This is a genomic window from Mycobacterium montefiorense, assembly GCF_025823255.1.
GTDB lineage: Bacteria > Actinomycetota > Actinomycetes > Mycobacteriales > Mycobacteriaceae > Mycobacterium > Mycobacterium montefiorense.
On the sequence record NZ_JACKVL010000017.1, the window covers coordinates 748,188 to 763,394 of the forward strand.

General features: G+C 64.5%; 9 protein-coding genes, 1 pseudogene and 1 riboswitch. Of the genes and pseudogenes, 3 read left to right on the forward strand and 7 right to left on the reverse strand.

Going from position 1 to position 15,207, the window contains the following annotated elements:
* Window positions 1-74: 74 nt before the first annotated feature.
* Entirely contained in the window at window positions 75-3,656 is a 3,582-nt protein-coding gene (gene car / locus H7K34_RS23500) for a carboxylic acid reductase (protein WP_264064385.1), read from the forward strand.
* Window positions 3,657-3,665: 9 nt separating this feature from the next.
* Here car and H7K34_RS23505 read toward each other — a convergent pair whose 3' ends face one another.
* Window positions 3,666-4,259: a hypothetical protein gene (locus H7K34_RS23505; RefSeq protein WP_264064387.1), complete on the reverse strand. Its 594-nt coding sequence runs from the start codon at window positions 4,257-4,259 to the stop codon at window positions 3,666-3,668.
* 127 nt (window positions 4,260-4,386) lie between these two features.
* On the opposite strand from H7K34_RS23505, the pseudogene H7K34_RS23510 reads away from it, so the two are divergent.
* Window positions 4,387-5,341, forward strand: a pseudogene (locus H7K34_RS23510) (NADP-dependent oxidoreductase).
* A 3-nt stretch (window positions 5,342-5,344) separates the two neighbouring features.
* Here H7K34_RS23510 and H7K34_RS23515 read toward each other — a convergent pair.
* A complete protein-coding gene (locus H7K34_RS23515; RefSeq protein ID WP_264064388.1) occupies window positions 5,345-7,012 on the reverse strand; it encodes an NRAMP family divalent metal transporter in 1,668 nt (555 codons plus the stop codon).
* Window positions 7,013-7,118: 106 nt separating this feature from the next.
* The gene (locus H7K34_RS23520; RefSeq protein WP_264064389.1) at window positions 7,119-7,352 is read right to left on the reverse strand and encodes a hypothetical protein; all 234 of its coding nucleotides are present in this window, start codon (window positions 7,350-7,352) and stop codon (window positions 7,119-7,121) included.
* A gap of 270 nt (window positions 7,353-7,622) precedes the next feature.
* A riboswitch (M-box (ykoK) riboswitch) is annotated at window positions 7,623-7,796 on the reverse strand.
* A 137-nt stretch (window positions 7,797-7,933) separates the two neighbouring features.
* Between H7K34_RS23520 and H7K34_RS23525 the strand changes: the two genes are divergently transcribed.
* On the forward strand, window positions 7,934-8,593 hold the full coding sequence (locus tag H7K34_RS23525; protein ID WP_264064390.1) for an O-methyltransferase: 660 nt from the start codon (window positions 7,934-7,936) through the stop codon (window positions 8,591-8,593).
* Between the two features lie 4 nt (window positions 8,594-8,597).
* On the opposite strand, the gene H7K34_RS23530 is transcribed toward H7K34_RS23525, so the two are convergent.
* The 4 genes from H7K34_RS23530 to H7K34_RS23545 form a co-directional block, all read right to left on the reverse strand.
* The gene (locus H7K34_RS23530; RefSeq protein WP_264064391.1) at window positions 8,598-10,601 is read right to left on the reverse strand and encodes an acyltransferase family protein; all 2,004 of its coding nucleotides are present in this window, start codon (window positions 10,599-10,601) and stop codon (window positions 8,598-8,600) included.
* Between the two features lie 235 nt (window positions 10,602-10,836).
* Window positions 10,837-12,267: an aldehyde dehydrogenase family protein gene (locus H7K34_RS23535; protein ID WP_264064394.1), complete on the reverse strand. Its 1,431-nt coding sequence runs from the start codon at window positions 12,265-12,267 to the stop codon at window positions 10,837-10,839.
* Between the two features lie 30 nt (window positions 12,268-12,297).
* Window positions 12,298-14,010 carry a thiamine pyrophosphate-binding protein gene (locus H7K34_RS23540; RefSeq protein ID WP_264064395.1) on the reverse strand — a complete coding sequence of 571 codons (1,713 nt, stop codon included), beginning with the start codon at window positions 14,008-14,010 and terminating at the stop codon, window positions 12,298-12,300.
* A 2-nt stretch (window positions 14,011-14,012) separates the two neighbouring features.
* Window positions 14,013-15,206 carry a CaiB/BaiF CoA transferase family protein gene (locus H7K34_RS23545; RefSeq protein ID WP_264064852.1) on the reverse strand — a complete coding sequence of 398 codons (1,194 nt, stop codon included), beginning with the start codon at window positions 15,204-15,206 and terminating at the stop codon, window positions 14,013-14,015.
* Window position 15,207: the final 1 nt, after the last annotated feature.

The window sequence follows — 15,207 nt, forward strand, 5'->3', positions numbered from 1 at the left end:
TCACAGTGATCGGGGGGAAGACTCGTGGCGGGCGGACGGTTGCGTTAAGAAGCCGTCCGAACGAGAGGCTGGACATGAGTGTTGACGCGAGGCGCGAGATCGGCACCAGTGCGGGTTCGCAAGCCACCCCGAGGCAACAAGTGGCAGAACGCATCCTCCGGCTGGAGGCGGCCGACGACCAGTACCAGAACGCCAAACCGGATCCCGCGCTGCAGGCCGCGGCACGCCAGCCCGGCCTTCGGCTTCCGCAGATCCTGAAAATGTTCGCCGACGGCTACGCGGATCGCCCCGCGTTGGGCTGGCGAGCACGTGAATTGGCGACCGACCCGGTGACCGGGCGCACCACCAGCCGGCTGCTTTACCGATTCGACACCATCAGCTACCGCGACCTGTGGGCGAACGTTGCAGCCGTCGCGACAGCCTGGCGCCACGATTCGATAAACCCGGTCAAGCCGGGCGATGTCGTCGCCACACTCGGCTTCGCGAGCCCGGAGTATCTGACGGTCGACCTGGTAACGGGTTACCTCGGCCTGGTGGCGGTACCGCTGCAACACAACGCATCAGCCTCGCGGCTGCAGCCGATCGTCGCGGAAATCGAACCGCAAGTGCTGGCTACCGGGGCGGGGTACCTCGACCTCGCCGTCGAGGCGGCGCTGGGTAGCACCTCGCTGCGGCGCCTGGTGGTCTTCGACTACGAACCGGAGATTGACGACCTGCGAGAGAACCTGGAACGCGCGCAGGCGAAGCTGGCCGATGCCGGCATGGCGGTAACCATCGAGACCTTCGACGAATTGGTCGAACGCGGCCTCGCATTGCCGCCGGAGCCGTGGTACACCGGCGAATCCGATGAGCGGCTGGCGATGATCATGTACACGTCGGGGAGCACCGGGCTGCCCAAAGGCGCCATGTACACCGAGCGCATGATTTTGAGCCTGTGGACCACCGAGCTCTATCCCGAATTCGCGGACATACCGGTATTGAACGTCAACTTCATGCCGCTCAATCACGTGGGCGGCCGGATACCGCTGGCCTCGTCGTTCCAGGCGGGCGGCACTAGTTACTTCGTGCCCGAAAGTGATCTGTCCACATTGTTCGACGACTGGAATCTGGTGCGCCCCACCGAAATGGGCATGGTGCCGCGGGTGGTCGAGATGCTGTACCAGCGTTACCAAAGCGCGGTGGAGCGGCTCGTCGGCCAGGGTGCCGAACCCGCGGAAGCCGACACGCAGGCGAAAGCCGAACTGCGCGAACAGGTTTTGGGTGGGCGGGTGATCACCAGCTTCTCCACTACGGCGCCGTTGGCCGCCGAGATGAAGATCTTCATCGAGTCCTGCCTGGACGTCCACGTGCTCGACGGCTACGGCCTGACCGAGGTGGGCATGGTATTCAAAGACGGTCTGGTGTCCCGGCCTCCGGTGACCGACTACAAACTCATCGACGTCCCAGAACTGGGTTACTTCCACACCGATAAGCCCTATCCGCGCGGCGAGCTACTGGTGAAATCGCAGACCGCCTTCGGCGGGTACTTCAAGCGACCCGATGTGACGGCGAATGCGTTCGACCCCGACGGCTACTACCGCACCGGCGACGTCATGGCCGAAATCGGGCCGGATCGTCTCGTTTACGTGGACCGGCGCAACAACGTGTTGAAGCTGGCGCAGGGCGAATTTGTGGCGGTCGCCCGCCTGGAGGCTGTTTTCAGCAGCGCCGCACTGGTCCGGCAGATCTTCGTTTACGGCAACAGTGAGCGGCCCTACCTGTTGGCCGTCGCAGTACCGACGGTCGAAGCCGAGGAACGGTTCGCGGGCGATCCCGACAGCCTCAAGGCCGCGCTCAGCGAATCCCTGCGGCGCACTGCCAAACTCGCCGAGCTGCAGTCCTACGAAGTGCCTGCGGACTTTCTGATCGAGTCCGAGCCGTTCAATGAGGACAACGGCCTGCTGTCGGGTGTCGGCAAGCTATTGCGGCCAAAGCTCAAGGAACACTACGGCGAACGGCTCGAGGAACTGTACGCCGAACTCGCCGCCACCCGGACGGCGGAACTACGGGCGCTGCGCGAGGGCGCCGCGGACCGGCCCGTCATCGACACGCTGACCCGCGCCGCCGAGGCGTTGCTGGGCCTGCCCGGTGGACCACCGGACCCCGACACCCAATTCCTCGATCTCGGCGGTGATTCGCTGTCCGCCCTGACCTTCTCCAACCTGCTGCAGGACATCTTTGACGTGGAAGTCCCGGTGGGCCAGATCATCAGCCCAGCTTCAGATCTGCGGCAACTCGCGGAATATGTTGAGTCCGAACGTGAGTCCGGCTCCAAGCGGCCTACGTTCTCGACCGTTCACGGCCGCGGCGCGACCGAAGTCCACGCATCCGATCTCACTTTGGACAAGTTCATCGACGCCAAAACCCTGGCTGCGGCCCCGGCCCTCCCGCGTGCGACCGGCACACCACACACGGTGCTGCTGACCGGTGCTAACGGCTACCTCGGCCGCTTCCTAACCCTGGAATGGCTCGAGAGGCTGGCCAAAACCGGAGGAAAACTCGTCACCATCATCCGCGGCACCGACACCGCGGCCGCCAGTAAGCGGCTGGAAGCCGTTTTCGACAGCGGGGATCCGCAATTGCTGCAGCAATTCCGCAGCCTGGCTGCCGACCACCTCGAAGTCATCCTCGGCGATATCGCGGAGCCTAATCTTGGTTTGGACCAGGCGACTTGGGAGCGTCTGGCGCAGAGCGTGGATACGATCGTCCACCCGGCCGCGTTCGTCAACCATGTCCTGCCGTACGACCAGCTGTTCGGTCCCAACGTCGTGGGCACCGCCGAGCTGATTCGCCTGGCGATCACCACGCGAATCAAGCCGGTCACCTATCTATCGACCGTCTCGGTGGCCATGTCGGTCGAACCCGCGAAGTTCGTCGAGGACGGCGACATCCGCACCGTTAGCCCGGTGCGGCCCATCGACGACAGCTACGCGAACGGATACGGGAACAGCAAGTGGGGCGGCGAGGTGCTGCTCCGCGAGGCACACGACCTGTGCGGGTTGCCGGTCGCGGTCTTCCGGTCCGACCTGATCCTCGCGCACAGCCGATACGCCGGACAGTTGAATGTCCCAGACATGTTCACCCGCTTGATTTTCAGTCTGCTGGTGACCGGCGTAGCACCGTCATCTTTCTACGAAGCCGATGCCAAGGGGCACCGGGCCGTCGCGCACTTCGACGGTCTGCCCGCCGACTTTGTGGCGGCCGCGGTCACCACACTGGGAGAGCAGACGGCAACGGCTGCTGAGGATTCCGTTAGTTACCGATCCTTCGATGTGATGAACCCACATGACGACGGCATTTCGCTGGACGTGTTCGTGGATTGGTTGATCGCCGCCGGGCACGATATCCAGCGCATCGACGACTATGGCGAATGGCTGCAACGGTTCGAAACCACCATTCGAGCCCTGCCCGAAAAGCAGCGTCAGCAGTCGGTACTGCCCCTGCTCGAGGCCTACCGCAAGCCAGAGGCGCCGCTGCGCGGCGCGCCGGCTCCGACGGATGTGTTCCGGGCAGCGGTGCGCGAAGCCAAAATTGGTGCGGACGAAGACATTCCGCACCTGTCTGAGGCGCTGATCGAGAAGTACATCTCGGATCTGCGGCTGCTCGGGTTGATCTAGCCCGAAAAGCTAATCGTGCAAACCGTTCTTGACCGCGGCGGCTTGCTTGCGGGCGATATCGGTGGCGATACCCGGATCGATCGGATCGCCTGGCGCGCTGTCGAATTCCAGGTTGACCAGCGCCCTACCCTCGGTGAACAGCAAGACGGCGATGGCCTGCGAATTGTCCTGCGACGTGCCCGAAATCATCGCACCGTTGGTGCCGACGTCGACGGGCTGCCAGGTGCCGCTGACCTTCTTCGCGTAGTTCGTCTTGGTGTTCTCCAGACCAGCCGCCGCCATCGAAGGATCGTCGACGACCAAGATGGTGTCCCCAATGCGCCGGCTTTTGTCGGCATTGACGAACATTTGCGAGACACCGGTCGTGTTGTTGAAATTCAGCACCGGCGGTTCCGGTGCGGTGAAGTCGCCGCCGAGATCACCGGGCTGGATCAGCAACGCGCTGTAATCCGGCGGCGGCCCTGCCGGGGTACTCACCACCGAAGTCGTGGCACTCTTGGATGCGGGCGCCGAAGTCTTTCCGCTGTTACAGCCGGTGATCGCGACGCCGGCCACAATGGTGGCGACCGCCCAGCCGGTGGCGGTCATCCGGGCACGTGCCATGGGCATTCCTTCCAGCGGGAACAAGGGTCAGCGCATATGAACATACGCGCACGCTCCAACCGATAGGCGCCGGTCCGCGCCTATCCTGGCGAAGGGCCGGGGCAACTCGCGCGAAAAGGAGATCGAGATGACGGCTGGGATGGCGCGCGCTGTGCGATTCGACCGTTATGGGGACCGTGACGTGCTGTACGTGACAAAGATCGACATGCCGACACCCGGCGAGGGTGAGGTAGTAGTCGAGGTCCGCGCTGCGGGAATCAACCCCGGAGAGGCCGCCATTCGATCGGGGGCGATGCACGACATGTTCCCGGCTACGTTTCCCTGCGGTGAAGGCAGCGATCTGGCCGGGGTGGTGACGGAGACCGGGCCCGGGGTCACCGAATTCGCGGTCGGAGAAGAGGTTTTGGGCTTCAGCTTCCGGCGATCCAGCCATGCCACCCACGCTGCCGTCCCGGTCGATCAGCTGATCCGCAAGCCTTCCCAATTAAGTTGGGAAGCAGCGGGTTCGCTTTACGTCGTCGGCGCGACGGCATACGCGGCGGTCCGTGCGGTCGCGCCGCGGGCGGGCGAGACCGTCGCCGTGTCGGCGGCCGCCGGCGGCGTCGGCAGTCTTGTCGTCCAGCTGCTGATCCTGCTCAAGGCCCGAGTGCTCGGCATCGCCGGAGAGGGCAACGCCGACTGGCTGCGAGCACACGGCGTGATCCCGATCAGCTACGGCGACGGCCTGGCCGAGCGCCTGCGTGAGGCTGCGTGAGGCTGCGCCGAACGGAATCGACGCGTTCATCGACCTGTTCGGTCCGGACTACGTTCAGCTAGCCGTGGATCTGGGAGTGGCACCGCAGCGCATCGACACGATCATCTCTTTCCAGAAGGCGAGCGAAGTCGGCGCCAAGACTGAAGGCAGCACCGACGCGTCCACACCGGAAGTGCTCACCGAGATCGCCGAACTGATAGCCGGCGGCGCGGTCGATTTCGACATCGCCGCCGGCTATCCGTTGGATCGGGTGGCCGACGCCTTCGAGGAACTCGAACACCGGCACACGCACGGAAAGATCGTTCTGCTACCCAACGGTTCGCGGTAATCGTCAGCCGACGCCGACCTCAACGAGCTTGACGATCGCAAATACCACCGCCAGCACCAGGTAACCGCGCAGGATCAACAGTCCTGCCCGGCGAGGCGGCGAAATAACCGGGCGGGCAAGGGAAGCAAGGTTGGGGGTGTGCCAGTTCAGCCGATCCTTTTGGCGCCGAGCTCGGCGCTCGGCGCGCGCGAGTTTCGACTCGTGCGGATCGCTGGATCGGCGAGCGCCGATGATCGCCAGAGCACCGCCGATGACGCCCGCTGCGACGCCGGCACCGAGCCCTCCCTCGAGGGTGGCCGTGGACATGTCCGGGAAGAACGTCGCCGCCGTCAACGCCAGCGACAACAGCACCAGCGACCACACGATGGCCCACGCAACGATGTTCTGCCGCAGCGTGTTTACCCACGGCCCCAGGATCGCCCGGTCGTTGCAGAGCAAAACCAGGAACACCGTTGCCGAGGGCAACAGGATGCCGGCAAACGCCTGCACGCCCTGCGTGATCAGCCCGAGGATGTGATCGGGGCTGAACGCCACCGCGGCCGACACACCAAGCAGGAGCGCGTAGCCGCCGTAGAACCACGGCGCCTCGCTGATTTTCCAGTGCAGGGAGTGCCGCTTGCCCATCGCGTCACCGATCGCATAGGTAGTGGCCAGCCCAACCGCGTTGGCCCCGATCAACGAACCGTCCAGCAAGATGATCGCGAACAGCGCCCCCACCGGGTGGTGCAGGCTGCTCGCGACCGCGCCGGCGTCGGTGAAGCTGCCGGCAACCCCGGATCCGGGCAGGCCGAAGGCGGTGACAGCCATCAGCGCCGTCCCCCCGGCAATGACCACGACGATGCCGATGATCAAATCGGCTCGCGCGTACGGAATCCAGCGTGCGGTGATGCGCTTGTCCACCACGTTGGACTGCTGGAAGAACAACTGCCAGGGTGCCACCGTGGTCCCCACAATCGCGATGATCAACAGCAGGACCGTGGAGTTCAATCCACCCGGAATGTGCGGGATTAGGCCGCCACCAGTGGTTTTCGGACTCGGGTGCACCATCAGCACCATTGGGATCATCACAACGTTCACGGCTATCAGCAGGAACATCAGCCCTTCCCAGCGCCGAAACGAGCCGCCAGCCACCACAGCGAACAGCAGTACGGCAGCGGCGGGGATCGCCACTATCTTCGGACAGCCCAGGAATCCCAATGACAGCGCGACACCGATGAATTCGGTGACGATCGTTAGGGCATTCAGAACCAGCAGATCACCGACGCTGAAAGCGCCCCAGAACTTGCCGAACCGCTCGAAGATCAGGCGCGCGTGACCTACGCGGGCGACCGCGCCTAACCGCAGCACCATCTCCTGGTTCACGTACAGCACCGGAATCAGCAATGCCAGGGACCACAACAGGTTCATCCCGTAGTCCTGACCGGCTTGCGCGTAGGTCGCGACACCGCCGGCGTCGTTGTCGCCCACCATGACGATCAATCCGGGACCAGTGATCACCAGCAGGGTGCGCAACCGCCGCCAGCGGCCGCTGAACGAGCCGGTCTCGTCGCGCTTGATGCGACCGAACGCACCGACGATGTCACCGGTGTGCGCGGAATCCAGGGTGGCTTGCCCGGAAGTGTCCGGGCTTACAGCGCCGGTAGTGCGGGACGGGGGGGAGGTCAAAGTCATGGCGTTCTCGCTATCAGTAGTCGGGCTACACAGATCGGGTGTTGAACGCGCCCCAGCGGCGGGTGAGCAACCCGCTCCCGCCGCTGGGACCGTTAGGCGCAACGAATCATCGGTAGTTGACCGCACTGCCCGATGACGCTGCACCCGGCGCGGCCGAGAGCACACCGATCGGCGTCAGCGACGCGTACAGGTTCGCCCGCTCTTCGGGTGTCGGAATGTGCATGGCGGACAACCTGTTTGTCAGCAGCCGACCCGCACGTAGCATCGACCGTCCGCGCAGCGTTGCCCGTCCGCGCAGCATTCCACGACCGTTAATACGGTGCACAACAACAAAAGTCATGGTCTTCCCCTTTTCGGAAGGCCGATTCGGCTCGTCAGCGCGCCGAGCATTCGCTAGTGCCGCCACCGTCAATACGGTTGTGGGACAGCAAATCCAAAGAGCTGCGTGAGCAGAAAGAAACGCCGGAACCGGATCGGATCAAGATGGATTTTGGATACCAACTATCGCCGGGACTCATCTCGCCCTCACCTCCTCACGGCCATGACACACGAGGGTGTCGTCACATCACACGCAAAAGACGAACGAATGGCCGGACCATGCGCCGACCAGGCCGCACCCCTCTCGTCGGAGCTTCGGCACTGCACGGCGTATCTGGACCATGTCCAGAAGCCACTTGGGCTCAACCCTTGGGTCCGGGAAGAGCTGTCCTGACCCGGGGCGTCTCTCGACGTTCGGGGTCAGTGGCCTGTGTCCGTGCAGACGCCTCACCTACCGAGGTGCTTGCCCGTACATGCTGGCACTAGGACCCACCGCTCGTCAAACGTCTTTGCAGACTTTTTACACCAGGCGTGGCACGTGTCACATTTACCGATCGTCGAGCTCTGCACGGCTGAACATCGCCGAGGAATACCCTCGTGGGCATGGCCACGTCCTTGCAAGACCCTCGCGTCGAGTCGGTGCTCGACCGGATGTACACCGAAACCAAGAACCAGATGTCGCTGCTGCGTGAGCGGCATGGTCAGTTCGATCGACCGATGACCACAGCGGAACGCGCCGAGGCGATGAGCGAGTTCTACATCCCGGTGACTCCCGAGGCCGGGCGGCTGCTGTACGCGCTGATCCGGGCTACCCGTCCGACGACCGTTGTCGAATTCGGAATGTCTTTCGGTATCTCCGCCATTCATCTTGCGGCGGCGGTACGCGACAACGGTGTCGGGCGCGTGGTGACCACGGAACTCAGTGCGAGCAAGATAGCCGCCGCAAAGAAGACGTTCGCGGAGACCGGCTTAGACGACGTGATCACCATTCTCGAGGGAGATGCGCTGACCACGCTGGAGGCGGTGGACGGGCCGGTCGAATTCGTCTTGCTCGACGGCTGGAAAGATCTCTACCTTCCGGTCATCAAAATGCTCGAGCCCCGGCTTACCACAGGCGCTTTGGTCGTTGCCGACAATGCCAGCTCGTCGGATATGGCTCCCTATCTCGATCGTGTTCGCGATGCCGCCAACGGCTACATCAGCTTCAATTTTCTGGTCCGGGAAAGCGACAGCATGGAAATCAGCTGCCGCACTGACGACTAGGCGTCTAGCGCAGTGACTCTTCCAGCCAGGGCGTCAGCCACTTGACCCCTTCCGGGGTGAGATGGACGCCGTCGCTGCGTACCTTGATGCCGTCGACCTTGGCGCTGTAAACACCGTCGGGGCAAAGCTTTTTGTTCAGATCCAAGATCGAAACATTCGGATGCTGCGCAACGGTATTGCGCAGCATGGTGTTCCATTGGTTGACCCGGTCCGGTTGGTCCTCTGGGTATAACCGGCCATCCGGTTTCTCGCCGCCCCGGCTGTAGGGCACCGTGGCGACCACCACTCGAACTCCGCTCGCGCTCACGATGTTCAGTGCTCGCTCTAACTCGCCGTTGAGATAGGCGTCGAAGGTCGGATCACCGATGTGGGTCCACTGCCCTTCGTTGACGCGGTCCACCGTTTCCCACCGGCCGATGATCAGCAGTGCGACATCCGGCTGATCCTGGCTGACCTGCGTTGCCCATCGGCCCGGCCACGTGTCGCATTCCGCCCGCTGATCCAGGGTTTGGCCGATGTAGCGATACGGTGTACCGCGCACCAGGCTGCATCCGATGACAGTGTGGTCGAGGAACGCGAATCCGGGCGTCGGCGGAAGATAGTGCATCCAGGTCCAGCCGATCGAATCACCGAATACCGAAACGGTGAACGGCCGGTTGGGGTTTCGCGGGCCGACCGGGCGAGCGCCACCCGGCGGCACCGAGGACACCGCCGCGACCGACGAAACGCCGGGGTGCAGGCCGTTCTCACGTAGACCGGTTCCGGTGCCGACCGGAATCACCAGCATCGTAATCGCGGCGGCGCTGGCCACGGTGGCGGCGGCCAGCGGCAACAACGCGACCCGGGCCGGCCGCCAGCGGCGGACGGGTTGTTCGATCAGCCAGTACGACGCGCCGGCCACCGCGAGCGTGAGCCCGCACCGGGCGGCGAACAGCGGCAATCCGGACCATCCGGTGCGTTCGCCGTTGAGCGCCAGAAAGATCGGCCAGTGCCACAGATAGATGCCATAGGAAATCGTGCCCAGCCACACCAGCGGGGGTACGGCCAGAATGCGGGCGATCAGCCCACGCTGCTCCAGCGCCACCGGGGCGACCACGAAGACGGCCGCAATCGCGACACCGATCAGCAAGCCGTGGCGAAAGTCGCCGACATTGCCCATCCCGAAGTGCGCCGCCGCCGCTAGCCCCGCCACACCCACGACCGGCAGCACGCGGGCGACCCGCCGCCCCCACCGAGTGCGGATCATGCACCAGCCGCGGTTCAGCGACGGCCAATCCCGAACCAGCAGAGCCGCTGCCGCCGATCCGACCAGCAAAGCCTGCGCGCGGGTATCGGTGCCGAAGTAGATGCGGTCACGCGTGGTGTCGGAGACGAAGACGATGGTGGCCGCCGCCGACGCCAGCGCCCCCAGCGTGGCGATCACGAAGATGGCGAACCGCACCCCGCCCACGCTGGCCCGCATGAAGTAGCGCTTGGCTCGTGCCGCAAGCAGCAGAGTGACCACGATCAGCAGGACCGGCCAGACGAAGTAGTACTGCTCCTCAACGCCGAGCGACCAGGCGTGCTGCAGCGGCGACGGCGGCGCCCCCTGGGTGAAGTAGTCGGTCTTCTGCGCGACGAAGCGCCAGTTAGCCACCCACAAGAACGCCGCGATCGCGTCATCGCGCAATCCGTTAAGCGCCTGGGCCGGTAGAAGTTCGCGGGCCGCGCCCACGGCGAGCACCATCAACACCAACGCCGGCAACAGCCGGCGGGCCCGGCGAATCCAGAATCCGGTCAGGTCGATACGTCCGGTGCGCCCAAGCTCGTCCAGCAAAAGCGAGGTGATCAGGAATCCACTGAGCACGAAGAAGACGTCGACGCCGAGGAAGCCACCGCTCATGCCGGGAATGCCGCCGTGGTCGGCGAGCACCAGCGCAACGGCGATCGCGCGAAGCCCATCCAGCGCGGGTATGCCGCTGGCACGCTCGGGTTTGTCCCAGATCGCCAGCCGGCCGGCCCGACGCACGGGCGCTACCCACCGGGTAGGCCGATCAGAACGCGCCGGTGCGGGATGCTCCCCGCCCGGCTCAGCTCTCGCTTTTAGCGCGCCCTGACCACCGCAGCGCCCAGCGCGATAGTTGCTGCCGATACGTCGTCGCCCCTCCTCTTGATCTCAGCAAGCTTAGGGGCGTCGCCGCAGGATCAGGTGGAGGACACGCAGCGGTTTCCGCTGTGGTGCGTTCGGATTTCGGCCTAGAGTTTTAGCCTTCGTCGGGCGCGTAACCCAGGGTACTTTTGACTTCCAGATATTCGTGGAAGCCGAACTCGCTCCACTCGCGACCGTTGCCGCTGCGCTTGTAGCCGCCGAATGGCGCGTTCATGTCGAACGCATGATTGATCGTCACCCATCCCGCGCGGATCTTGCGCGCGACCTCACGAGCTTTGTCCAGGTCGGCTCCCGAAACAAAGCCGGCAAGACCGTACTCGGTGTCATTGGCGATATTGACAGCGTGGTCGATGTCGTCGTAGCCGAGGATGCACAGCACCGGTCCGAAAATCTCCTCGCGCGCGATCGTCATCTCATTTGTGACATGCGCGAAGACGGTCGGCTTGACGTAATAACCCTTGTCTAGCCCGGCGGGCCGGCCCGGGCCTCCGGCCACCACGGTCGCGCCCTCGTCGATGCCCTGCTGGATCAGCCGCTGGACCTTGTCGAACTGCGCCTTCGAAGCCACTGGCCCGATCGCCCGCTTATCGCCGTTAGGGCCCACCTCGATTTGCTCGGCCGCCTCGCGCGCGAGGGTAATGGCCTCTGCCATCCGCGAATTCGGGACCAGCATGCGCGACGGCGCGTTACAGCTCTGCCCGGAGTTCGGCATCATGTTGGCCACGCCGGCGCTGACACCCTCGGCGAAACCACTGTCGTCGAGCACGATGTTGGGACTCTTGCCGCCGAGTTCTTGGGTCACGCGTTTCACCGTCGGGGCCGCAAGCTTGGCCACCTCGATACCGGCGCGAGTGGATCCGGTGAACGACACCATGTCGATGTCGGGATGACTCGCCAGGGCCACGCCCACGCCCGCACCGTCGCCGTTGACCAGGTTGAACACCCCGGCCGGTACGCCCGCGGCGGCCAAGATCTCAGTGAAGATGTAGGGCGAATATGGTGCCACCTCAGAGGGTTTCAGGACGACGGTGCAGCCGGAGGCCAACGCCGGGTAGACCTTGACCGCGACTTGGTTGATAGGCCAGTTCCAGGGCGTGATCAAACCGCAGACACCGATCGGCTCCCTGGCAATCAGGGTCGCCCCTTTCTGTTCGGAGAACGCGAAGTTCTTCAGCGCGTCGATCGCCGTGGTCAGGTGTCCGATCCCGAGAAACACCTGCGGCCCCGCCGCCAGTGAGGGCGGCGCGCCGATTTCCTCGGTGACCGCGGCGGCCAGATCGTCCGCACGCTTCTGGTATTCAGCGAGGATGGCCTGCAACAGATCGAGGCGCTGTTCGCGGGTGCTTTGCGACCAGCCGGCGAAGGCTCGCCGGGCGGCTTTGACCGCCGCGTCGACATCGGCCTGCGACCCCAGCGAGATCTTCCCGGAAACTTGTTCCGTTGCCGGGTTGTCCACGTCGAAAGTGTTGGGCCGCAACGGGTCAACCCACCGTCCGTCGATGTAGAACTTCAAGTATTCGCGCATCAGATCGATCCTTTTCTTGCTCGGTGGGCCTTACTGGGTGCCTTCGGCATACCAGGTGCGGAATCGGTCGTACTTGGGCATCTCCTCGGAGTTGGCCTTCGGGTCGATGCACACGTGCACCACACCGACTTTGCCGCTGGCGTAGGCGCGGGCGATCGCCGGGCGGATCTCGTCCTCCTTCTCGACGAACTCACCGTGGCAGCCGAAGCCGTCCGCGATCTTGTCCATCCGGACGTCCTTGCTCCAGTGCACGCCGGGCTGCGGCGACGGCTGGGAAAAGGTGCGCTTGTACACGCCCACCTCGAGGCCCCACTGGTGGTCCACGCCCACCACGCACACCAGCGGAAGGTTCTGCCGCGCAGCCGTTTCCAGCTCCGCGATGTGCAAGAGGAACGCCGAGTCGCTGGTCAGCAGCATCACGGGGCGCTTGCCGCCCTCGGCGACGGATGCTCCGACCGCGTAAGGCAGACCGGTGCCGAGGTGGCCGAAGTTCTGGTTCCAGATGACGTCGCGCGGTTTGGCCTGCGAGTAGGTCCAACCAAAGATGACGGTCGCGCCACCGTCGCGGACCATGATGCCGTCCTCGAGTTCGTTGAACGCCCTGGTGGCCTCGACGACGTAGCGCGCCGGGTGGATGGGCGAACGTCCCGACGGCGCATTCTCGGCGAGCTGCGCGAGTTCCTCGGCGTCTGCGTTGACCAACTTCTCGAGATTGGCCGTTCGCGTGCGCGGGGTGTCCCGCAGCGCGTCGACGAGCTGCGGGACGACGCCGCGCAGATCGCCCACCAGCGGCACGTCGAACTGGCGGTTGACGCCGATCGCGGCCGGGTCCTGCTCGACGTACACCCATTTGCGGTTCGCATCGTTGTCTGCCCAATGCTGGGTCCGGCCGTAGTGCATGGGCTCGCCGAGTTCGGTTCCCAGCGCGACGCACAGGTCGGATTCCTCGACCGCCTCGTTGGCGGCCGGGGAGAACAGGTAGGGGAATGTCCGCTCCCGCAGGCCTGGGATGTACGACGTTCCACCGGAGGTCTGGATGACCGGGCAGGCCATCAAGTCGGCGAGCTCCTTGACCGCAGGACCGCTGCGCGACGTGTGCACGCCGTGGCCCACCAACAGAATCGGACTCTTCGCTTCGCGAATCAGCTTCGCGGCCTGGGCGATCTCAGGAGCGCCCGCCCCCTGGTTGACGAGGCGATACCGATTGGGCGGCAACGGTTCTGCAACGTCGATTTCTTCGAGGATGACGTGCGACGGGTATTCGATGTAAACCGGGCCGGGAGTGCCGGACATGGCCCGGCGAATCGCCTCGTGGATGATCTCGTCCGTCTGATCGGCGTACTCGATGGATGCGCTGTACTTGACGGACGGCGCGAAAAGCGGCTCCTGGCAGACGAATTGGATCCGCCCGCGCCGGACCCGGCGCTCGGTAATGCGGGCGCGCTGGCCGCCGAGAAAGATCACCGGCGAGTTCTCCACGAGTGCGCACTGGATCGCTCCGGCGATGTTGGCCATGCCCGGGCCGAGCGTGCCGATGCACAGGCCGGGCTTGCCCGTCATACGTGACGCGGCCTCAGCCATGAATCCCGCGCTCAGTTCGTGATGCGGTGCGACCACCGACCACCCGCGCGCGTCGGCCTCGGCAAACATGTGCACGAAGTTCGGATCCGGGATACCGAACAGCGTGTTCACCCCCTCGGCCTCGAACAGGTCGAGAATGCGCTGGTACACGGGCACGGCCATAGTCAGAGTTCCTTTCCGTCGCGAGCAGTCGCAAAATCGCGCTCTGGCTGGTCATTTCGGCTGATTTTGTGGCTGCTCGCGCCGATTTCGGCGAGCACTTGTGCGGTGTGGGCGCCGAGCTCTGGCGCCGGGCCCGCGACGCGCCCCGGTGTCTGCGAGAACCAAGTGGGTACGCCCGGGAAGCGCACCGGTCCGTGCGGGGTGTCCACTGTTTCGAACATGCCGACCGCGTTGAGATGCGGATCGTCGAAGAGTGCGCCCGGCGTGTTCAGTGGGGCGGCCGGTATCTCGAGCCGGCGCAGCAGCGCTAACCACTCCGCGGTAGAACGCTCCTTCATCGTCTCGGCCACCAGCCCGTAAACGGTGTCGATCTCGCGAGCGCGTTGTTCCAGCGTCGAATACAGGTCGCTGGCCCACGGCGGCTGCACGGCTTCCATGAAGGCGTTCCAGTGTTTGTCGTTGTAGATCAATGCGGCGATGTAGCCGTCGCTGGTGCGGTACGGACGACGGTTGGGCGCCACGGTGCGGGGATACACCGCGGGTCCCAGCGGAGGGTCGAACAGAGCACCGTTGGCATGTTCGACGAGCATGAACGAGGCCATGGTTTCGAACATGGCGACCTCGACTTCTTGCCCTTGCCCGGTGCGCTCGCGATGGAACAACGCCATCGTCGTCGCGTACAGCGCCGTCAGCCCGGCTATCTTGTCTGCCATGATCGTGCCGACGTAATCGGCCTCGCCGGTCAACTGCTGTTGCACCGCCGGCAGGCCGCACTCCGCCTGGATTGTGTCGTCGTAGGCGGGGCGGTCGTGGTCGGGTCCACGTCGTCCGTACCCGTAGCAATTGGTGTAGATAATCGCGGGATTGATCGCGGTGACGTCGTCGTAACCGAAGCCGAGCTTGGCGATTGCTTTGGCGCGCATCGAGTGGACGAACACGTCGGCGGTCTCAACGAGAGCGCGCAGGGCGCGTGTTCCGCCGTCGGTTTGCAGGTCCAGCACGATGCTGCGCTTGCCCCGGTTGACGTTGACGAATACCCCGCTCATGCCGGGCGCCGGACCTACCGAGATATAGCGGGTGTTATCTCCTTGGGGTGGTTCGACTTTGATCACGTCGGCACCCATATCAGCCATGATCTGCGTGCAGTACGGTCCCATCACCATCGCGGTGAGATCGATCACCCGCAGACCGGCCATC

What these genes read in the sequence shown, in the direction of transcription:
- H7K34_RS23515 (WP_264064388.1), bottom strand. Translation starts at nt 7,012, where the DNA reads ATGACTTTGACCTCCCCCCCGTCCCGCACTACCGGCGCTGTAAGCCCG.
- H7K34_RS23535 (WP_264064394.1), bottom strand. Translation starts at nt 12,267, where the DNA reads ATGCGCGAATACTTGAAGTTCTACATCGACGGACGGTGGGTTGACCCG.
- H7K34_RS23520 (WP_264064389.1), bottom strand. Translation starts at nt 7,352, where the DNA reads ATGACTTTTGTTGTTGTGCACCGTATTAACGGTCGTGGAATGCTGCGC.
- car (WP_264064385.1), top strand. Translation starts at nt 75, where the DNA reads ATGAGTGTTGACGCGAGGCGCGAGATCGGCACCAGTGCGGGTTCGCAA.
- H7K34_RS23505 (WP_264064387.1), bottom strand. Translation starts at nt 4,259, where the DNA reads ATGGCACGTGCCCGGATGACCGCCACCGGCTGGGCGGTCGCCACCATT.
- H7K34_RS23525 (WP_264064390.1), top strand. Translation starts at nt 7,934, where the DNA reads ATGGCCACGTCCTTGCAAGACCCTCGCGTCGAGTCGGTGCTCGACCGG.
- H7K34_RS23545 (WP_264064852.1), bottom strand. Translation starts at nt 15,206, where the DNA reads ATGGCCGGTCTGCGGGTGATCGATCTCACCGCGATGGTGATGGGACCG.
- H7K34_RS23540 (WP_264064395.1), bottom strand. Translation starts at nt 14,010, where the DNA reads ATGGCCGTGCCCGTGTACCAGCGCATTCTCGACCTGTTCGAGGCCGAG.